18 protein-coding genes and 2 tRNA genes are annotated in these 18,748 nt (G+C 60.0%); 7 read left to right on the top strand and 13 right to left on the bottom strand.

Features of this window, described 5'->3' with window-relative positions:
- Window positions 1-201: 201 nt before the first annotated feature.
- From CAY53_RS12230 to CAY53_RS12210, 4 genes are all read left to right on the top strand, one after another.
- Window positions 202-1,047, top strand: a complete 846-nt coding sequence (locus CAY53_RS12230) for a sulfide/dihydroorotate dehydrogenase-like FAD/NAD-binding protein (protein WP_104937561.1) — start codon at window positions 202-204, stop codon at window positions 1,045-1,047.
- The gene (gene gltA / locus CAY53_RS12225; protein ID WP_104937341.1) at window positions 1,034-2,452 is read left to right on the top strand and encodes an NADPH-dependent glutamate synthase; all 1,419 of its coding nucleotides are present in this window, start codon (window positions 1,034-1,036) and stop codon (window positions 2,450-2,452) included. Before CAY53_RS12230 ends, gltA begins: the two co-directional genes overlap by 14 nt.
- Window positions 2,453-2,906: 454 nt before the next feature.
- Entirely contained in the window at window positions 2,907-3,572 is a 666-nt protein-coding gene (locus CAY53_RS12215; protein WP_104937339.1) for a NikL family nickel/cobalt ECF transporter subunit, read from the top strand.
- Window positions 3,573-3,729: 157 nt separating this feature from the next.
- Window positions 3,730-3,805, top strand: a tRNA-Ala gene (locus CAY53_RS12210).
- Window positions 3,806-4,589: 784 nt separating this feature from the next.
- On the opposite strand, the gene CAY53_RS13630 is transcribed toward CAY53_RS12210, so the two are convergent.
- Both CAY53_RS13630 and CAY53_RS12205 read right to left on the bottom strand, forming a co-directional pair.
- Window positions 4,590-5,165 carry a DALR domain-containing protein gene (locus CAY53_RS13630; RefSeq protein ID WP_245874825.1) on the bottom strand — a complete coding sequence of 192 codons (576 nt, stop codon included), beginning with the start codon at window positions 5,163-5,165 and terminating at the stop codon, window positions 4,590-4,592.
- 20 nt (window positions 5,166-5,185) lie between these two features.
- Complete coding sequence (locus tag CAY53_RS12205; RefSeq protein WP_245874824.1) at window positions 5,186-6,994, bottom strand: cysteine synthase; 1,809 nt, start codon at window positions 6,992-6,994, stop codon at window positions 5,186-5,188.
- A 418-nt stretch (window positions 6,995-7,412) separates the two neighbouring features.
- On the opposite strand from CAY53_RS12205, the gene CAY53_RS12200 reads away from it, so the two are divergent.
- On the top strand, window positions 7,413-7,862 hold the full coding sequence (locus tag CAY53_RS12200) for an acyl-CoA thioesterase (protein WP_104937338.1): 450 nt from the start codon (window positions 7,413-7,415) through the stop codon (window positions 7,860-7,862).
- Here the strand turns inward: CAY53_RS12200 and CAY53_RS12195 are convergent.
- The 8 genes from CAY53_RS12195 to CAY53_RS12160 form a co-directional block, all read right to left on the bottom strand.
- Window positions 7,859-8,440, bottom strand: coding sequence for a TlpA family protein disulfide reductase (locus tag CAY53_RS12195; protein WP_245874823.1), 582 nt, complete (start codon window positions 8,438-8,440; stop codon window positions 7,859-7,861). The two genes, CAY53_RS12200 and CAY53_RS12195, sit on opposite strands and share 4 nt — an antisense overlap.
- Before the next feature lie 22 nt (window positions 8,441-8,462).
- Window positions 8,463-9,176, bottom strand: a complete 714-nt coding sequence (locus CAY53_RS12190) for a cytochrome c biogenesis protein CcdA (RefSeq protein ID WP_104937336.1) — start codon at window positions 9,174-9,176, stop codon at window positions 8,463-8,465.
- Window positions 9,177-9,695: 519 nt separating this feature from the next.
- Window positions 9,696-9,781: transfer RNA gene (locus CAY53_RS12185), tRNA-Leu, on the bottom strand.
- A 12-nt stretch (window positions 9,782-9,793) separates the two neighbouring features.
- Entirely contained in the window at window positions 9,794-10,459 is a 666-nt protein-coding gene (secG, locus tag CAY53_RS13625; RefSeq protein ID WP_245874822.1) for a preprotein translocase subunit SecG, read from the bottom strand.
- Window positions 10,456-11,208 carry a triose-phosphate isomerase gene (gene tpiA, locus CAY53_RS12175; RefSeq protein WP_104937335.1) on the bottom strand — a complete coding sequence of 251 codons (753 nt, stop codon included), beginning with the start codon at window positions 11,206-11,208 and terminating at the stop codon, window positions 10,456-10,458. The genes secG and tpiA overlap by 4 nt, the downstream gene beginning before the upstream one ends.
- Before the next feature lie 21 nt (window positions 11,209-11,229).
- Entirely contained in the window at window positions 11,230-12,405 is a 1,176-nt protein-coding gene (locus CAY53_RS12170) for a phosphoglycerate kinase (protein ID WP_104937334.1), read from the bottom strand.
- On the bottom strand, window positions 12,402-12,815 hold the full coding sequence (gene rimI / locus CAY53_RS12165) for a ribosomal protein S18-alanine N-acetyltransferase (RefSeq protein ID WP_281261057.1): 414 nt from the start codon (window positions 12,813-12,815) through the stop codon (window positions 12,402-12,404). Before rimI ends, CAY53_RS12170 begins: the two co-directional genes overlap by 4 nt.
- Before the next feature lie 35 nt (window positions 12,816-12,850).
- Complete coding sequence (locus CAY53_RS12160; RefSeq protein WP_104937332.1) at window positions 12,851-14,068, bottom strand: glyceraldehyde 3-phosphate dehydrogenase NAD-binding domain-containing protein; 1,218 nt, start codon at window positions 14,066-14,068, stop codon at window positions 12,851-12,853.
- A gap of 162 nt (window positions 14,069-14,230) precedes the next feature.
- Here CAY53_RS12160 and sfsA point away from each other — a divergent pair, with 162 nt between their 5' ends.
- Both sfsA and queC read left to right on the top strand, forming a co-directional pair.
- Window positions 14,231-14,935 (top strand): DNA/RNA nuclease SfsA, encoded by a 705-nt coding sequence (gene sfsA, locus CAY53_RS12155; RefSeq protein ID WP_104937331.1) that lies wholly within the window; start codon window positions 14,231-14,233, stop codon window positions 14,933-14,935.
- Between the two features lie 6 nt (window positions 14,936-14,941).
- Window positions 14,942-15,628, top strand: a complete 687-nt coding sequence (gene queC / locus CAY53_RS12150) for a 7-cyano-7-deazaguanine synthase QueC (RefSeq protein WP_104937330.1) — start codon at window positions 14,942-14,944, stop codon at window positions 15,626-15,628.
- On the opposite strand, the gene CAY53_RS12145 is transcribed toward queC, so the two are convergent.
- Genes CAY53_RS12145 through lepB form a run of 3 tightly spaced genes read right to left on the bottom strand, consistent with a single transcriptional unit; the run spans window position 15,616 to window position 18,610 of the window.
- The gene (locus CAY53_RS12145) at window positions 15,616-16,923 is read right to left on the bottom strand and encodes a dihydroorotase (protein WP_104937329.1); all 1,308 of its coding nucleotides are present in this window, start codon (window positions 16,921-16,923) and stop codon (window positions 15,616-15,618) included. The genes queC and CAY53_RS12145 overlap by 13 nt on opposite strands.
- Window positions 16,923-17,852 carry an aspartate carbamoyltransferase catalytic subunit gene (locus CAY53_RS12140; RefSeq protein ID WP_104937328.1) on the bottom strand — a complete coding sequence of 310 codons (930 nt, stop codon included), beginning with the start codon at window positions 17,850-17,852 and terminating at the stop codon, window positions 16,923-16,925. The genes CAY53_RS12145 and CAY53_RS12140 overlap by 1 nt, the downstream gene beginning before the upstream one ends.
- Window positions 17,849-18,610 (bottom strand): signal peptidase I, encoded by a 762-nt coding sequence (lepB, locus tag CAY53_RS12135; protein ID WP_104937327.1) that lies wholly within the window; start codon window positions 18,608-18,610, stop codon window positions 17,849-17,851. Before lepB ends, CAY53_RS12140 begins: the two co-directional genes overlap by 4 nt.
- Window positions 18,611-18,748 lie beyond the last annotated feature (138 nt).

The raw sequence follows: 18,748 nt of genomic DNA, 5'->3' as shown, positions 1-18,748 counted from the left end.
CTGATGGGCGGGCCCAATTCCCGGAAGGCTCAGGCGCTGTGGCATACCGGTTGTGCCCACCGGCAGCAGTTGCCCCTGGCGCCCATGCTGGAAAACAAACTGCGTTTGAGTCTCACGGAGGTGATCGTCTCCCTCAAAAAGAGCGCCTCACTACCCTGGTGCGCAGGTTCTCATGTGAACATTCAACGGAGGAATAGCAAGATGCCAACACCTATTTTGTCCAAGGAAAGCCTGATTCCTGGCAAAACCAGCAAACTTGTTCTGGAGGCGCCACAGATAGCAGGGAAGGCGCGGCCCGGCCACTTCGTCATCCTCAGGATGAACGAAAAGGGCGAGCGCATACCGCTCACTATCGCCGACACGGATCCGGAAAAAGGCACCATCACCATCGTGTATCTGGTGATGGGCAAGAGCACCGCTGTCCTGGAGAGTCTGAATGCCGGTGATGCCATTCTGGATGTCTGCGGTCCTCTGGGGCGTGCCACCCATATTGAAAAGCGCGGCACTGTCGTGTGCGTGGGGGGCGGCACCGGCATTGCGGCCATGCACCACATTGCCAAGGGCCATTCCAGAATCGGCAACAGGGTGGTGGGCATCATCGGCGCCCGCAGCAAGGATCTGCTGCTCTTCGAGAAGGAGCTGAAATCCTTTGTGGACGAGCTGTTGATTTCCACGGACGACGGCAGCTACGGCCACAAGGGGCTGGTCACGGAACTGCTGAAGGACAGGCTGGAGAAGGACCGGGAAGTCTTCGAGGTCGTGGCGGTGGGGCCGGTGCCCATGATGTCCGCCGTAGCCGAAACCACCAGGCCTTTCGGCGTCAAGACCACGGTCAGCCTGAACCCCGTCATGGTGGACGGCATTGGCATGTGCGGCGCCTGCCGTGTGACGGTGGGTGGCGAAACCAGGTTCGCCTGTGTGGATGGCCCGGAATTTGACGGCCATCAGGTCGATTTTGCCGAGCTGCGCCGCCGCCTGGGCGCGTTCCGCGAACAGGAAACCCAATCTCTTGAGCTGTGGAGGTGCTCTTGCCATGGAAACAAATAAGCCGAAAAAAGCCGCGGTGCCCCGCACTCCCATGCCCTGTCAGCCACCGGAAGAGCGGCGGCACAACTTCAAGGAAGTGGCCCTGGGCTACACCAGGGAAATGGCCATGACCGAGGCCGGCCGTTGCATGCAGTGCAAGAAGCCGCTGTGCGTAAGCGGTTGTCCGGTCGAGGTGCCTATCCGCGACTTCATCCGCGAGATTCAGGCCGGCAACCTGGACGCCGCCTACCGCATCATCAAAACCACGAACAGTCTGCCTGCCGTGTGCGGCCGGGTCTGTCCCCAGGAACGCCAGTGCGAGAGCAAATGCATCCTGGGCAAAAAGGGGGAAGCCGTGGCCATCGGCCGGCTCGAGCGTTTTGTGGCGGACAGCTATATTGCCTCCACGGCCTGTGAGCAGGTGACCGGCACCAATGCCTGCGCCATGCCCGCAGGCGGCAGGAAGGTGGCCTGCATTGGTTCTGGCCCCTCATCTCTGACCTGCGCTGGCGTTTGCGCCACGGCGGGCATCAAGGTGGATGTGTTCGAGGCCCTGCACGAGCCGGGCGGCGTGTTGATTTACGGCATTCCGGCCTTCCGTCTGCCGAAAGGCGTGGTGGCCACCGAGGTCAACGGCCTGCGGCAGACCGGCGTGGATTTTCATCTGAATCACGTGGGTGGCCGCACCGTGGATGTGGCGGAGCTGGCCAGGGAATACGATGCGGTCTTCATCGGCGTGGGTGCGGGTCTGCCGATTTTTCTGGGTGTGCCCGGTGAAAACCTGGTTGGCGTGCTTTCGGCCAACGAGTACCTGACCCGTGTCAATCTGGGCCGGGCCTATGATTTCCCGAACTACGACACCCCGGCTGCCCCCGGCAAGCGCGTGACCGTATTCGGCGCGGGCAACGTGGCCATGGATGCGGCCCGTACGGCCCTGCGCATGGGCGCGGACGAAGTGCATGTCGTGTATCGCCGCACCCGGGCCGAAATGCCGGCCCGGGTTGAAGAGGTGGAGCATGCCGAGGAGGAGGGCGTGCAGTTCGACATACTTTCGGCGCCCCTGCATTTCAACGGTGACGAGAATCTGCGGCTCAAATCCGTGACCCTGCAGAAGATGCAGTTGGGCGAGCCGGATGCCTCCGGCCGCCGCCGGCCGCTGCCCATTCCCGGTTCGGAGTACGAGATGGCGACCGATCTGGCCATCGTGGCTTTGGGCACGCGCTCCAACCCGATTCTTTTGCAGGCCACGCCCGAGCTCAAGCTCAACAAGCGCGGCTATATCGAGATCAACGAGGAAACCGGTGAGACCTCCATGCCGGGTGTCTTTGCAGGTGGCGACATCGTCACCGGTTCGGCTACGGTCATTCTGGCCATGGGCGCCGGCCGCAGGGCAGGGCAGACCATGGTCAAGCGAATTTTAGGCTGATTGTCACAAATCGGCAGCAAGCGGTCAAGCGGGCCGGACGCCTGCCGTCCGGCCCCCGCGTTTTTGCCGACCTGCTGGGCGGCGCTCTGCGCTGCATGGCCGAATTTGGCAAGGATCGGATCGGCTGCTTCAACTGGTGACAAGGCAGGCAGAAAGCATACAGCACCTGACCAACAGCGCCCCCGACACCGTGTACGACCAAGTTCCCGAGCCCTTGGAACTGGCAGTCCGAAGCCGGAAGCAACCAACAAATCGGCTCATTGCTGATTTGACTGTTCAGTTTCTTGAGCAAAACCAGATCAATGCAATGAACAGCCTGACAATTTGCCGGATGTAGCTCCAGAAATTCCGAACGATGCGTGTACTTCCCTTTTCTGGTCATAGCTATCAGAGAGAGCCTTTGTCAGACTGCTCAACTAGGCATGACTCGATACAAATACCAAGAGGATATAACATGTTTTTTTCTTATGTCTGCCGATTCGTCCCATGTTTCGCCCTCTGTTCGGTCCTGTCCATCGCAGGTCTCGCCCATGCACACAGCGTGTACATCTATGCCTGGCCTGAGCATGGGGGCATCTGCACCGAAAGTTACTACAGCACAGAGGAGAAGGTGCGAGCCGGAAAAGTCGAGATGATGACGGCAGCAGGTGAATCCTTGCAGATCGTTCAAAGCGATCAGGAAGGCAGGGCCTGCTTCCGGGCTCCGGACAAGGTGGAGGCGCTCAGGTTTGTCGTAGATGCCGGAGAGGGGCACCGTGCCCAGTACACAATGTCGGAGGAAGAGGTGCGGGCCGCCCTGAACAGTTTGCCGCAGGGTGGAGCGGAAAAGCATGGCACGGATGCAGGTGGGGAGGCCCAAACGCCCGCAAAGCCGGAGCCCATGGCTCTGCCGGATGATGCCCGCCTGCGCGCTCTTGTCCGGGAGGAACTGCAGGCGCAACTGGCGCCCATGCGGCAGATACTGGCGCAGGCCACCGCGCCGCATCCGCCTGGCTGGCGGGAAATTTTTGGTGGTCTGGGCTGGATTGCAGGTCTGGCTGGAATCGGCGCTGCTATCCTGGCAAGGCGTTGCTGCAAGCAGGGCGAACGCTTGCAGCCGTTCGTTTCGAAAGAGCCATGAGGGGGCTGCCCTCCCTCTTGTCCCCTGTGGAATAAGAACCCTGACCGGCAGCCTGAATGTGTCGCGTGGTGGGCGAAAAGCTGTGGTTGCCGCTGTGACCATTCAGGTACTTGACAGACTGCTGTTTTTTCCGTAAAAGGGCGAGTACAAAACGAGTGGGGAAGTGGCTCAGTTGGGAGAGCATCGCCTTCGCAAGGCGGGGGTCGGGGGTTCGAATCCCCTCTTCTCCACCACAGGATAGTCCGGTTAAGACCGATTACATACGATCAGCCCGCGATTTTACCAAGAATCGCGGGCTTGTTGCATACCGTCAGAATGTGTTGGGCTGGGCACTACCCAATCTGTTATCGACGTGCCCCGGCCAGCCGCATCCCCAGGCGCAGGTCATCCTCCGCCAAGCCTTGATGCCAGGTAGTCCGTGGAGCTTCGGGCAAGCCGCAGGCTTCGTGCCTTGATTCCATGAACCGCCCCCTGTGCTCCACAATCCTGCTGCAATGCCATTCGGTGGATCCAGGCCCTTTTCCCATGTTCAATTCATGGATCTTGTGCGGGAAGCCGGGCGCGGAATGAAAAAATCCTGTGGGATGACAGGAAGAATTCCGCAGGTGCAAGCGGAGATCTCCGCTTTCGGGTACATATGGAACCGTCCAATGCGGATTGGTAAGTGGGTGACCAATCTGCAGGAGAGAACTGCGTAGGCCGTCGTTTCCTTGGTCGGTGGCCTGCGCAGGATTTTTTGGGAAGGGCCGTGTTCTCCTACACCTCCCAAGCTTGGCCGCCAGAGCAAAACTCTGGCGGTTTTTTTGTGGTCTCTAACCACAAAAAGCCGCCCCGCTGTATTCAGGGCGCAAATGCGCCTCCTCTTACCCAGGGCGACTCTTCCTCTTGCCGCCTCTCTGGGCACCCCCTGGCTGAGTGCGTGTTGCTCCTGCCGATCGACCGGAATCCCGCCTTGTCCTGTTAACCTGTTTGCATCCTCACACATGCTGCCTTTGCAATGAGGCCTTTTGCTTTTTTTCAGCCCTGGCCGCAGGCGCCTTGTCCTGCCCCGCCTTCTTTTTCCAGCTGACAGGCGCAGGAGGCCGCCTGCTTGCCGCACACGGCGCAGCTTCTGACCACCCGCTCCCAGACCGGGCCGCCGGCCGTGTCCAGCACATTGATGCCCATGGCCAGCAGTTCCTCCCGCACTGCATCGGCCTCGGCCCATGCCTTGCGTGCCCGTGCCGCTTCCCGCTTCTGGATCAGCCTGTTGATCTCCGGCGACAGGGGACACTGATTCATGTCGAAAATGCCCAATACGGTGTTCATGCTTTCCAGTTGAGCGGTAATGGCCTTTTTCTGCTCCGCATCCACCATGCGGTGCTGCACCAGGGGATTGCTCTGCTTGATGAAGTGGAACAGGGCGCCCATGGCTCCGGAGACGTTGAGGTCATCGTTCAGGCTCTGGGTAAAACGGGTCTGCAAGGTCTCCAACTGGGCCGGGATAGCCGAGCTGGGCAGGCCTGCGGGCAGACAGAGCAGCTTCCGCGTGTATTCGTCGATCCGTTTCAGCGCTATGCGGGCCGCATTGAGCCGCTTGTAGGAAAAGTGCATCGGCTTGCGGTAATGGACGCTCAGGAGCAGGAAACGCAGTTCCCGTGCGCTGTACCCCTGTCAAGCACCTCCTGCAGCGTCACGATATTGCCCGCCTCGGCCGCCATTTTCCGGCCGCCTTCCATCACCTGACCGGAGTGCAGCCAGTAGTTGGCCAGCGGCTTGTCGGTCAGGGCTTCGGCAATGGCGATTTCGTTTTCGTGGTGTGGAAACATCAGATCCTGGCTTGCAGTGTGAATGTCCAGGGTCTGGCCCAGATAGCGGGTGGACATGGCCGAGCACTCGATATGCCAGCCAGGCCGCACGTTGCCCCGATCGGTCTTGAAAAAGATACCCTGTTTCAACTCGGCCAGAGTCGAGCGCTTCAGGAGCGTAAAGTCACGCGGGTTGTCCTTGTCATAGTTGTCCAGGTCAACGGTTTGGCCCACCTTGATCTTGCCCAGATCCACACCGGACAGGCGGCCGTAACGCGGGAATTTGGAGATGTCGAAATAGATGGAACCGTGCTTTTCGTAGGCATAGCCCCGATGAATGAGCTCATGGGCAATTTCGATCATGTCCTGCACGTGCTCGGAGGCCAGTGGATTGCCAGTGGCAGGCTGTACCCCCAGGGCAGCGGCGGCCTGCCTGAACTGATCGATATGACGGCCGGTAAAGGTCTTCAGGTCAAGCCCGGCCTGCATTGCCCCGGCAATGGTATTGTCGTCCAGATCGGTGTAATTCATGTAGGAATCCACCGTTAGTCCCCGATACTCCAGGTAACGGCGGATCAGATCAGCCACTACGAAGCGGCGGCAGTGCGCCAGATTGGGCGGGGTGAAGGCTGTGGGCCCGCAGGCGTACATGGTGGCCTTGCCCGGGTTCAGCGGTTTGAAGACCTCCTTTTTGCGGCTCATGGTGTTGAAAAGCCGGAGGCTCGTGCCCGAACCGCTTCTTTCCTGCGAGGCAAAGAGTGTGGTGCTCAGATAACGCTCGCCGCTGTCCGGCAGGATGACCACGATGCAGCCGCTGCTCAACTCTTTCGCGCGCTCCAGGGCGGCAAAGACGGCGGCACCGCCGCTCATGCCGACCAGAATCCCCTCTTCCGCCGCCATCCTTCTTGCCATACTGAAGGCGCCCTCATCATAGGCGGTGACGATTTCGGATGGCAGGCTTTTGTCGAAGATTCCGGGCCGGTAGGATTCCTTCATGTTTTTCAAGCCCTGAATCTTGTGACCCGGGCAGGGCTCCACGGCAATCACCCGCACCTCCGGGTGATGGTCCCGAAACCAGCGGGACAGCCCCATGGCAGTGCCGCTGGTGCCCATGGTGGCGATGACATCTGTCACCAGGCCCCTGGTCTGCGCCCAGATTTCCGGCGCTGTGCCGTTGTAGTGCGCCTGCCAGTTGGCCGGGTTGTTGTACTGGTCCACCAGATAGTACTGCTCCGGGTTTTCCCGGGCCAGAGTATAGGCCTTTTCAATGGCGCCGTCGGTTGCCAGCTTGGCCGGGGTCAGGATGATTTCCGCGCCATAGGCCAGCATGATTTTGCGGCGCTCGATGGAGGCGGATTCCGGCATGACGAGCAGGCACTTGTAGCCCCTTTGGGCGCAGACCATGGCAATGCCGATGCCGGTATTGCCGCTCGTGGCTTCAATAAGAATTTTGTCCCGGCTGAGTTCACCGCTCTTTTCACCGGCCAGAACCATGGAAAGTGCGGCCCTGTCTTTTATCGAGCCGCCGGGATTTTTGGCCTCCAGCTTGCCCAGAATGGGCACCTGATTGTGCCTGTGGTTGATTTTATCCAGGCTGACCAGCGGGGTATTGCCGATAAGTTCAATCAAATTCATGATGCCATCTTCCTCAACAAAGGTGCGGCCGGGAACCGCCCCGGATTTCCGTCCTGAAAACAGGGTGTCATCATACAGCATATGCCGATATTGTCCCGCCAAAGTTTCGCAGTCCGGGGCAGGTGCCGCCACCCTGGCAGCTTTCTTTTTTATCTTTTCACAAAGGGCGGAAACGCAGTATGCTGCGGGCAATCGATATAACTGGCTGTTTACGTGGGCCGCCGGGAAAGGCTGAGACCGGCTGTTGTCAGCCGCTTTCGGAACGGCACTGCCGGAGGAATTTCCTTGACGCGATGCAGGCCAAACTCAACAAGGCAGGCGATGTTTTTCGGACAGGCAGTGAAAAAACTGGAACAGACAGGCGGGCGCTCCTGCTGGGAACCCTCCTGCTCAGACAATGCTTTTGCCAGGTGCGGCAATGAACGCGGATGACGCCGGCAAGGCCGTCTTCCGGCTGGAAATCGTGGTGCCGGAAAGCACCATTGACGGCAACGGGCATGTCAACAACGTGCACTATGTGCAATGGATGCAGAACGCGGCAGAGGCGCATTCCGCCGCGCTCGGCTGGCCTGCCGCGCGTTATCGTGCCATTGGCCGGCACTGGATCATCCGCAGCCACAACATCGAATACCATCACTCCACCTTTGCAGGCGAGCTGATCTGGGTGCAAACCTGGGTCGCAAATTTCAAGCGCATCAAATCTCTGCGCAAATTCCGTTTCTTCAGGCCCAGGGACAGTACCGTCCTGGCTTTGGCCTCGACCCTCTTCATCCTCTGCGATGATGCCAGCGGCCGCCCGGTCAGCATCCCTGAGGAAGTGCTTGGCGACTACCCCATCGTGGCCCCGGAAGACGAACCCGGCCTTTAGTTGGCCGTTAACTTCTGGAAAATATCCTCGCTGATTTCCGGCACATCGTGACCGTAAAAGCGGATGTAGCCCTTGCTGTCGGCAACCACCACCGTGGGCACGCCCTGCAGGCGGTACATTTGGCCAACCATGCCGGTGGCATCAAAATAGTTGGGATAGCTCACGCCGTGTTTGGAGGCCCAGAGCTTGGCCCGCTTATAGGTATCGTTTTCGCCGATATTTATGCCGATGAAGTCCATGCCCCGGCTGGCATACTGCCTGGCCAGCTCGTTCACTTTGGGCACCTCTGCCTTGCAACCCGGGCACCAACTGGCCCAGAAAACCAGGAGCACCGGTTTTTTGCCGATACGGTCGCCCAGATTGAGCGGCTTGCCATCCAGATCGTAGCCTTTGAAGGGAATGAGCTGAATGCCCTTTTCTTTTGTCGCTGCCGCTTGTTCCTCAGGGGCGGCGGTATTGCCGTCGGCAGGAGCTTTGGCCGTGTCATCCGCAAAAACGGCATTGGCCGTCATGAGCAGGGAAAGGGCGGCACACAGAGTCATTGCCAGGAAAAACGGGGTAGAGTGTGGCTTGCGCATGAAATTCACCAAATTTGAGGCATTATAAAAAGAAGGAACCAGCCCTGAAGATGCAGTATTCGGCGGCTGCCAGCATGAGCATTCCCAGGGCCTTTTTCACCCAGAGCATCCATTGGCCGGAGCGCGGCAGTGCGGCCAGACAGCCGGAAAAGGCGCCGACCGCCAGCAGCAGCGTGCCCAGGCCCAGAGAAAAGACGAAAAACAGCAGCGCGCCAAAGGCCACATTGCCGGCCACTGCGGTATAGGTTAAAAGCGCCCCCAAAACCGGTGTGGTGCAGGGGCCGGCCACGAGCGCGGCAGCGATGCCGGCGGCAAAAATGCCGGCATAACCGCCCATTTTGGTGAGTCCGGACAGGGCCGGGCCATGTAGATGTAGCGAGGGCACTGGAAACACGTCCAGCATCCACAGGGCAAAGAGCGCGAAGATGTTGCCCACGATGAGCAGCGTCCAGGGATTGCTGGCCAAGCTGCCAAAGATGTGGCCACTGGCAGCGGCAAAAACGCCCAGAGCCGCATAGGTGCTTGCCATGCCGAAGACATGGATGCAGGAGAGGCCAAGAGCCCGAAGTTTTGAACCGCCCACATTGGCGCGGCCGATGATGCCTGCCGTAATCGGCAGCATTGGATAGACGCAGGGGGTCAGGCTGGCGAGCAAGCCGCCCGCGTAGGCCAGGGCCAGGGCCAAGAGGGGCGAGGCGGCGAGCGCCTGCTCGAATTCGGTGGAAAAGATCTCCATGCAAACTCCAGAGGGGAAAAATGAAATTTGCCCAACTATAAGCAGGGCAGGGGGGATGTAAAGCGGGGCTCGGCAGGGCCTCTCCTGCAAATGCGGTTCCTGCCGGATTGAAGATGGGCAGCATTCTTGCGGAGTTGTCAATGTAACCGATCAAGCCCCCAATGGGGCGCTCTTGCTCCAGAGTCATCGTCCGCTGGCAGCTTGCTGCGCTCCTGATATGGTTTGAGCGGCCGGGCAATGCTCGGATTTTTGGCCCCAGCCAGCGGTCTTGCCAGAGCATGTGCGGCAACAGCTTGGCGAGCGGCTTTCGTTTTCAGCGCATGGCAGATCATGCCTGGAAAAGGCAGGGCGGCATGAGCGTAGCCTTGACGCCTCATTTGCCGTGTCCACCGCTCCTTTGTGCCGGGCTTTGCTCTGTCCTCCTCGGCATTATCGGGCAGGGAGAACAAAGAAAAACCCCGCAAAACCTGATGGCTTCACGGGGCGCAGAGACTTTCGCTACTTCCTTGTATGTGAATTTGGTGCCGAAGACGAGACTCGAACTCGTACAGCCTGTGGCCACTACCCCCTCAAGATAGCGTGTCTACCAGTTCCACCACTTCGGCTCTTTTCTTGTCTTACTGCTTCTGCTTATCCGCCCCTTTCGGTATTTCTACTTTCTGCCGGGGAGCAGGAGCCACTTTTTTAACCGGTTTGGATGTTTCCTTCGCAGGTTTTTCGGCAGCAGCCGCTGTTTCTGCCTGTTTTTTTGCAGAGGCCTTCTTTGCAGGCTCAAGCGGAGCGGGGCTGGCCGCTGGGGCTGTTTGCTGACTCGCGGGAACTGCAGATTGGGCCTTTTCGTCGCTGCCTGCTGATGCGGACTGTTGCGCTTTTGCAGGGGCTGCTTCTTCAGTTGCTTGAGTTCTTGCCTCTTCCGCTGCCTTTTTAGATGCGGTTGCAGGCGCTGAAACCGGAGCAGCCGGCTGCGCGGCGTCCGGGGCAGCCGGAGTCGCTTCCTGGCTTGCGGGCACCGTCTGTTCCTGCATGGGAACCTTGCTCATGACCGAACCGGTCGATTTATTGGCGGAGTAATAGGCCAACGTGACCGACGTGAGCATAAAAATGATGGCTGCGCCGGTTGTAATTTTGTGCAGCAGCGGCACGGGTCCTTCGGTGCCGAACAGGGACTGGCTGGATCCCCCAAAGGTTGCACCTATATCCGCGCCCTTCCCGTGCTGCAACAGCACGATGGCGATGAGAAAGAAGCAGACGATGACGTGAACGACGATCAGTAAGGTGGTCATTGAAAGCGAATAATCCGCTCGAATGCATCAATTTTCAGGGCAGCTCCGCCAACCAGAGCGCCGTCTATGTCAGCCTGGGCCATCAGAGCGCTGATATTGTCAGGCTTAACCGAGCCACCATACAGGACACGGACTGTTTCGGCAAGATTTTTGTTGTAGATCTTTGCTAACAGCCGGCGCAGAAAGGCATGGGCCTCCTGGGCCTGGTCCGTGCTCGCTGTCCTGCCGGTACCGATGGCCCAGACCGGTTCGTAGGCCAGAACCACCTGCGCGGCCTGGGCGGCGCTCACCTCCTGCAGGCCGCCCCGCAACTGCATTTCCAGGACCTGGAAGGTGCTGCCGGCCTCGCGTTCGGCCAGGGTTTCGCCCAGGCAGAGCACCGGCGTCAGGTCATAGTTCAGGGCTGCGCGCAGACGGCGGTTGATCATGGCATCGTCTTCCAGAAAAATGTGCCGCCGCTCGGAGTGGCCGATAATGACCATGCGTACGCCGATGTCGGTCAGCATGGGCGGCGCGATTTCGCCCGTGAATGCGCCTTGGGCTTCCCAGGCGACATTCTGCGCGCCCAGGAAAAGCCTGCTGCCCTTCAGCGCTTTTGCCACGGCGCTCAAGGCCGTGAAAGCCGGGGCAATCATGACATCTCGGTCCGATTGCTCTGCCGCCGCAGCGACATTTTTGGCCAGCTCCACAGCATCGGCGATGTTCAGATGCATTTTCCAGTTGCCGGCCAGCAGGGGACGTCTTTTCATACCTTCCTCCAGGTGCTGCGCTTATTGCAATGCCTTGATGCCGGGCAGTTCCTTGCCTTCCATCAGCTCGAGAAAGGCACCACCGCCGGTGGACATGTAGGAAATATTGTCAGCTTCTCCCGATTTTTCGATGGCCGCGTTGGAATCGCCGCCGCCGGTCACGCTGAGCGCATGGGCAGCGGCCACCTCATGGGCCATGGCCATGGTGCCCCGGGAAAAGGCATCCATTTCAAAGGCCCCCATCGGGCCGTTCCAGACAATGGTTTTGGCATCGGCCAGCGCCTCCCGGAAACACTGCACCGAGGCCGGGCCGATGTCCAGGGCCAGCCAGCCCTTGGGAATGTCCTGAATGGTCACCGCCATGCTGACCGCATCAGGGGCAAAGCTGTCAGCCGCAATGACGTCTACCGGCAGGTAGACTTTGACCTTGCGCTCAGCGGCCCGTCTGAGCAGGTTTCGTGCGCTGTCCAGCAGATCGTCTTCCACCTTGGAGGCGCCGACATCGAAGCCCTGGCTCTTCAGAAAGGTATTGGCCATGGCGCCGCCCAGAATCAGACGATCCACCCTGGCGAGCATGTTTTCCAGCGCCTGGAGTTTGCCGGAAACCTTGGCGCCGCCGATCAGAGCCACCAGCGGCCGTGCCGGATTGTCGATGGCTCGGTGAAAATAGTCGATTTCCTTTTGCAGCAGGAGGCCCGGCGCCCTGGCGGCAAAATGCGGGGTCACCCCCACCACCGAGGCGTGGGCGCGGTGCGACACGGCAAAGGCGTCGTTGACATAGACCTCGGCAAGGGCTGCCAGTTGTCTGGAAAATTCCGGATCGTTTTTTTCCTCTTCCGCGTGAAAACGCAGATTTTCCAGCAGGAGCAGCTCGCCATTCTGCACCTGCACGACCATTTTTTCCACCTCTGGTCCAATGCAGTCAGGGGCGAGTGGAACCGCTTTGTGCAGGAGCTGCGACAGATGGACGGCAACCGGCGCGAGCGAAAACTCCATGGCCCGCTTGCCTTTGGGGCGGCCCATATGGGAGCAGAGGATGATCTTGGCGTTTTGGCCAATGAGGTATTCCAGCGTGGGCAGAGCCATGCGGATTCGCAGATCATCCGTGATGTCGCCCCTGTCGTTCATGGGCACATTGAAGTCGACCCGGACAAGCGTCCGCTTGCCCTGCAGGTTCAGGTCACGCAGATTTGTCATTGTTTTCTCCTGTGTTCGAGATGCTTGTGCAAAAGCAGTGCGTCTTCCTCTGGACTGTCGTAATAGCGCCTGCGCCTGCCATCGATCCGGAAACCCTGCCGTTCGTACAAGGCGAGTGCCGCCCCATTGGAGGCCCGCACTTCGAGGAAACAGACGAGGGCGCCCAGCGCCGCGCATTCGGTGAGCGCCAGGCTCAAAAGCCGCTCTGCCAGACCCTGCCGCCGTGCATCCGGATGCACCACGATACGCAGCAGCTCGCATTCTGGCGGATAACAGCGGAAGAAGGCAAAGGCCCGGAGCTGCCCACGGTCTTCCGCGCCAAAGCCCAGCCCTGCGGCCGATTCCAGCTCGCCTGCCACCTGCCCGGCCGTCCAGGGATGCTGCATCCCCGCCTCTTCAAGGGCCTGCACTGCAGGGACGTCTTGGGGGCGCAGGCGGCGGACGATCACAGCATCTGGTCGGCAACGGTTTTGCTCAGCTCGCCCAGCATGTTGGTGTAGCTGCCCAGTTCATTGTCGTACCAGCCGTAGATGACCGCCTGGGTGAAGGGCACCTCCAGAATGGAGGAGCTGGCGCCCTCGATTTTTACGTTTTTCAACTGATCCAGATTGACCCGTACCGTGGCGGTGCGGGTATGAATTTCTGTGGATTCGATGACCACCGCCGCCTTGGGCATGCCCATGATGTCGGAGGACACGTTCTGCTCCGCTGAAAAGACGAGGTAGGGGCTGGTCTTGGCGTATTCTTCGTAAATCTCGTTGATGAGATTGCGTTTGACCGGGTTGTCCAGCTCGTCCTGCAAATTGAGCACCAGGACGATCAGCGAGCCGGCTGTGGTGGGGATGCGCACCGATTCAGCAATGAAACCAATGGATTGCATCTCAGGGATAACGAGTGAGAGTGCTTTGGCCGCGCCGGTTGTGGTCAGGATGATGTTGTTGAGGATCGAGCGGTTTTTGCGCAGATCGCTCGCCCCGGCGGCAGGGAGGCGATCCAGTACCTCCTGGGTGCCGGTCGAGGCGTGAACCGTGACCATGGAGGCGGAGAGCAGTCGCTTGGCCCCGAAATGATCGAGCAGGGGCTTGATCATGTAGGACAGGCAGGTGGTGGTGCAGGAGGCTGCCGAAATGATGGTGTGGCACGCGGGGTCGAAGTCGTCGTCATTGATGCCCATGACGGTGGTGATGGCGTCTTCGGGCATGGCCAGGCCTTTGGCCTTGATTTTGAACGGAGCGGACACGATGACCTTTTCCGCCCCGGCCAGAAGATGGCCGCGGCAGGAACCCCTGCCCTCGTCCGGGTCGGCGGTCGGATCCCTGAACTGGCCGGTGGTGTCCACCACAAGACGGACCTGGTGGCTCTTCCAGTCAATGTCTTTCGGATTTCTCGCCTGACGCAGAAAGGTGACCGGGGTGCCGTTGATGGTCATGGTGCCGGCCGCCTCGTCCAGGTTTTCAATCACCCGGCCGCCCCTGTAGCCGTTGACATAGGTGCTGAGGCGGCCATAGGTGGAATCCTTTTCGATCGCAGCCGCGAGATCCTGCAGGCCGCAGCCCACGTCCCGGCCCAGATTGACGACCAGTTCCGGGAAATATTTTTTTGTGACGTGGTTCCACAGAGAAAGTTTGCCGATTCTTCCAAGCCCGTTCAGTCCGAGTTTCATGGTGGAAATCCCCCTGCTGTCTGGCTATGATAAGCGTTGATGTCGGTCTGGTCAGCATCGCCTTATGGCTGCGCTGGCCTGCTTCCCTGTGCATTTTACATGATTTTGTGGAAAAAACCACCGTGCAGAAACAGGTCCCCCGCTTCTTTTGCGAGTCGTGTCATGCTGCTGCCTGAAAAACGGCTGGCAGGCACACTGCTCAGACGGTACAAGCGCTTTCTGGCCGAGGTGCGTCTGGACGATGGCGCTGAACTGACCGTGCACTGTCCCAATTCAGGAGCCATGCTGGGTTGTTCGGAGCCGGGCAGCCGGGTCATCATTTCCTGTGCGGACAACCCGGCCAGGAAATATGCGTGGACGCTCGAAATGGTGCGTGGCCCGGTCTGCTGGATCGGCGTGCACACCGGCCGCACGAATCAAGTCGTGCATGAAGGTCTGGAGCGGGGTCTCATAGACGCCTTTGGCCGGATCAGCAGTATCCGGCGGGAGGTGACTTTGGGCCGCCATGTCCGGCTGGATTTTCTTTTGCACACCGGCACAGGCCGGGTGTATCTGGAGGTCAAGCAGTGTTCGCTGGCGGAGGACGGCATCGGCCTGTTTCCGGATGCGGTGACCGCGCGGGGCGCGAAACACATGCGGGAGCTGGCGGCCCTGGCGGCAGGCGGCGAGCAGGCGGCAGTGCTCTTCTGCGTGCCGCGGACAGACGTGCAGCTCTGCTCGGTGGCACGCCGGATTGATCCCGGCTACGCGCAGGCCGTGGAGCAGGCCATGGCTGCAGGCGTGCGCTTTCTGGCCTGGCAGGCCGAAGTGCGGCCGGAAGCCGTGGGCATGACACGGCAGATTCCCTTTCATCTGAATATCGGTTGAGCCAGGATGCAGGACGAAAAAAAGGCGGTCATTCTGTTGAGCGGCGGTTTGGATTCCACAACCGTGTTGGCCATGGCCAAGGACAGGGGCTTTGCCTGTCACTGCCTGAGTTTTCGTTATGGCCAGCGCCAGGAGCTGGAGCTGGAAAAAGCGCAGCACATAGCCCGCCATTTCGGGGCCAGTCATCTGATTTTGCGGGTGGACCTGGATATCATCGGCGGTTCCGCGCTCACCACCGGCGCGGCCGTGCCCAAAGACCGGCCCATGAATACCGTGGGGCAGGACATTCCGGCCACCTACGTGCCGGGCCGGAACATCATCTTTCTGGCGCATGCGCTTGCCTGGGCCGAGGTGCTCGGGGCAGACGACATCTTCCTGGGCATCAACGCCATGGATTACAGCGGCTATCCGGATTGCCGGCCGGAATTTTTAGAGGCTTTCGCCCGCATGGCGAGCCTTGGCACCAGGGCGGGCGTGCAGGGCAGGGCGTTTCGTTTTCACGCCCCGCTGCAGTATTTGAGCAAGAAGGAAATTATTGTGCGGGGTCTGGCGCTGGGTGTGGATTACAGTATGACGCATAGCTGCTACGACCCGGTGGACGGGCGGGCCTGCGGGCATTGCGACGCCTGCCGCCTGCGACTGAAGGGCTTTGCCGAGGCCGGAGCGCAGGACCCGGCCCCCTATGCGTCATGAGCTGGTGCCGCAGCAGTTGAGGACAGATTTTTCCGGTAGCTGACCCTGCCGTCCACCATGGTCAGCACGGCCCGGCCGGGCAGCCGCCGTCCCAGAAAGGGCGTGTTGCGACTCTTGGAGCGGATATCCCCTTCTGAAAAGATGTAGGGCAGATCGGGATTGATGAGCGTCAGATCCGCCGCTGCGCCCGGCGCCAGTGTACCTGCGGGCAGATGGAGAATCCTGGCCGGCGCCAGCGACATCAGCTCGATGAGCCTGAGTGGGCTGAGCAGGCCGTCCCGGACCAGACACAGGCTGAGCCCCAGCGAGCTCTCCAGTCCGATGATGCCGTTGGCCGCCTTTTCGAATTCACATTCCTTTTCCAGACAGGAGTGAGGCGCGTGGTCGGTGACGATGACATCCAGCGTGCCGTCGGCCAGGGCCTGCCGCACCGCCTCACGGTCGTCTGCGCTTCGAAGCGGCGGATTCATCTTGGCGTTGGTGTCGTAGTCGCCCACAGCCTCGTCGGTCAGCGTGAAGTAGTGGGGCGCGGTTTCCGCCGTGACCCGCACGCCGCGCGCTTTGGCGGCCCGGATGATGTGCAGTGACTGGGCGGTGCTCACATGGGCGATATGCACGGACAAGCCGGTGCACTCCGCGAGCGCAATGTCCCGGAAGACCATGACCGATTCGGCTGCCGCCGGAATGCCCCTGAGCCCCAGCCGGGTGGCATGCGGCCCCTCGTGCATGGCGCCCCTGCCGAGCCCCAGGTCTTCGCAGTGGGAGATGACCGGCAGCTCAAAGTCGTTGGCATATTCCAGCGCCCGCCGCATGAGCTGGCTGCTCTCAACCGGCCTGCCGTCATCGCTGACCGCCACCGCCCCGGCCTCCCTGAGTTCGCCGAAATCAGCCAGCAGCTCGCCTCTGCTGCCCTGACTGATGGCGCCAATCGGATAGACACGTGCTGCCGCCACCCTGGCTTTTTCCAGGATGAAGCGGGTGATTGCGGCGCAGTCATTGACCGGCCTCGTGTTCGGCATGCAGGCCACACCCGTGAAACCGCCCGCTGCTGCCGCCTGGCAGCCGGAGCGGATGTCTTCCTTGTATTCCCAGCCGGGTTCCCGCAGATGGGTGTGCATATCGATCAGACCGGGCGTCACCCAGAGGTCGGTGGCGTCGATGCGGCCGGCATCGGGGGGAACGGCCTCGCCAGGTGGCGCGAATACGCCGTCGATAATGAGCAGGTCGCCCTGTTCGTCCCTGCCGCTGGCAGGATCCAGGATACGGCCATTCACAATGAGCCAGGAGTTCGACATCAGGCATTCCCCACAAGATAGAGTAGCGCCATGCGTACGGCAACGCCGTTGGTGACCTGATCCAGAATGACGGAGTGCGCCGAGTCCGCGAGTTCCGGGTTGAGTTCCACCCCGCGGTTGACCGGTCCGGGGTGCATGATGATGGCATCTTCCCTGGCCCAGCCCAGGGGGCCGTCCGAGAGGCCGAAACGCTGGGCATATTCCCGAAGCGATGGCAGCAGGGCCTCGAACAATCGTTCCTGCTGGATACGCAGCACGATGACCACATCGGCCTGGTCCAGGGCTTCGTGCATGCTGCGTGCTCGCACCGCGCCCATGCTTTCTATGTACATCGGCACGAGGGTGCCCGGGCCGTATACAAAAACCGTTGAGCCCATGGTGGTAAAGCCCTGGATGTCGGATCGGGCCACCCGACTGTGGGTGATGTCACCGACAATGGCGATTTTCAGACCATCAAGGCGGCCTTTGCGCTGCCGTACGGTCAGCAGATCGAGCAGACCCTGAGACGGATGCTGGTGTGCACCGTCGCCTGCGTTGACGATCGCGGCGGGTACATAGCGGCTGATCAGGCGGGGAGCGCCTGCATTCGGGTGCCGCAGGATGATGACGTCCGGGTGCATGGACGAGATGTTGCGGGCCGTGTCGATCAGGGTCTCGCCTTTGCTGGTGCTGCTGGTTGCGGAGCTGAAGTTGAAGGTGTCTGCGCTCAGGCGTTTGGCCGCAATCTCAAAGGATGTGCGGGTCCGGGTCGAGGCTTCGAAGAACAGATTGACAACCGTGCGCCCACGGAGCGCCGGTACCTTTTTGATGGGCCGCTCGGAGATGTCCCTGAAGGACTCTGCGGTAGCCAGGATGTGGGTAATGTCTTCCCGGGAGAATTGATCCATCCCGAGAATATGATGGTGGGAAAAGGTATATTCCGTTTTCATGGCAACAGATCAGTGAAGCCCACTGCTGGTGTACTGCCTGGATTGGGGGCGAATGTCGCCGATGGGGGCGGGGCGCCAGGGCGGAAAGTGGTCGGCGGAGCCCCGGAATCAACTACCGCCCGGCCGATTCGTCGCCACCGAATGGACAGGATACGGGTCCAGGAAAAAAAGGGCTGATTTATATCCCAGGACCAGTACAGGCGCCAGGCTTTGCCCTTTACGGCATGGAAAGGAACAAAGCCCCAGAAACGGCTGTCATGAGAATTGTCGCGGTTGTCGCCCATGACAAAAAGCGAGTTTGCAGGCACTGTGACCGGCCCGAAATTGTCGCGGAGGTCTAGGGATTCGGGGTGAATGATGGGATCCTTGAATGTCGCATGCGGGTCGGGCACTGATTTCTTGTTGATGAGGAGCTTTTTGTCCCTGATTTCCACCACGTCGCCTGCCACCGCGATGACCCGTTTGATGTAGTCGACTTTTGGATCTTTGGGGTACTGAAAAACAATGATATCACCAGGTCGCGGGTCTGCGCCCGAAATCAGGGTCTTTCCGGTGAAGGGCAGTTTGACGCCGTACGCAAACTTGCTCACCAGAATATAGTCGCCAATTTGCAGGGTTGGCAGCATGGAACCGCTGGGGATTTTGAAGGCCTGAACAATAAAGGTGCGGATAAACAGCACTGCAAGAAGGGCTACGCAAAGCGCCTCGAGGTTTTCGCGAAGGGCGGAACCGCGCCGGCTGAATAAAAAGAAGCGCACGATGGCATACCAAAAATAGTGAGTGGAAAATTTTTCCTATTCCTACCCGAAACTTTAATGGGGAGCAAGGCGCAAAATTGTGAAAAAAGAAATTATTAAATATTTCAATATGTTATGCATTAATTTGCCTTGGGAATC

The organism is Desulfobulbus oralis (assembly GCF_002952055.1).
GTDB lineage: Bacteria > Desulfobacterota > Desulfobulbia > Desulfobulbales > Desulfobulbaceae > Desulfobulbus > Desulfobulbus oralis.
Note: the sequence above shows the minus strand (reverse complement) of the source record. Positions and strands in the feature narration are given on the sequence as shown.

Coding starts and splice junctions, on each gene's coding strand:
- CAY53_RS12190 (WP_104937336.1), bottom strand. CDS start 9,176: ATGGAGATCTTTTCCACCGAATTCGAGCAGGCGCTCGCCGCCTCGCCC.
- CAY53_RS12170 (WP_104937334.1), bottom strand. CDS start 12,405: ATGACAAATCTGCGTGACCTGAACCTGCAGGGCAAGCGGACGCTTGTC.
- queC (WP_104937330.1), top strand. CDS start 14,942: ATGCAGGACGAAAAAAAGGCGGTCATTCTGTTGAGCGGCGGTTTGGAT.
- CAY53_RS12140 (WP_104937328.1), bottom strand. CDS start 17,852: ATGAAAACGGAATATACCTTTTCCCACCATCATATTCTCGGGATGGAT.
- gltA (WP_104937341.1), top strand. CDS start 1,034: ATGGAAACAAATAAGCCGAAAAAAGCCGCGGTGCCCCGCACTCCCATG.
- CAY53_RS12160 (WP_104937332.1), bottom strand. CDS start 14,068: ATGAAACTCGGACTGAACGGGCTTGGAAGAATCGGCAAACTTTCTCTG.
- CAY53_RS12230 (WP_104937561.1), top strand. CDS start 202: ATGCCAACACCTATTTTGTCCAAGGAAAGCCTGATTCCTGGCAAAACC.
- CAY53_RS12195 (WP_245874823.1), bottom strand. CDS start 8,440: ATGCGCAAGCCACACTCTACCCCGTTTTTCCTGGCAATGACTCTGTGT.
- CAY53_RS12200 (WP_104937338.1), top strand. CDS start 7,413: ATGAACGCGGATGACGCCGGCAAGGCCGTCTTCCGGCTGGAAATCGTG.
- CAY53_RS12205 (WP_245874824.1), bottom strand. CDS start 6,994: ATGAATTTGATTGAACTTATCGGCAATACCCCGCTGGTCAGCCTGGAT.
- CAY53_RS12215 (WP_104937339.1), top strand. CDS start 2,907: ATGTTTTTTTCTTATGTCTGCCGATTCGTCCCATGTTTCGCCCTCTGT.
- CAY53_RS13630 (WP_245874825.1), bottom strand. CDS start 5,165: ATGCACTTTTCCTACAAGCGGCTCAATGCGGCCCGCATAGCGCTGAAA.
- sfsA (WP_104937331.1), top strand. CDS start 14,231: ATGCTGCTGCCTGAAAAACGGCTGGCAGGCACACTGCTCAGACGGTAC.
- CAY53_RS12145 (WP_104937329.1), bottom strand. CDS start 16,923: ATGTCGAACTCCTGGCTCATTGTGAATGGCCGTATCCTGGATCCTGCC.
- secG (WP_245874822.1), bottom strand. CDS start 10,459: ATGACCACCTTACTGATCGTCGTTCACGTCATCGTCTGCTTCTTTCTC.
- tpiA (WP_104937335.1), bottom strand. CDS start 11,208: ATGAAAAGACGTCCCCTGCTGGCCGGCAACTGGAAAATGCATCTGAAC.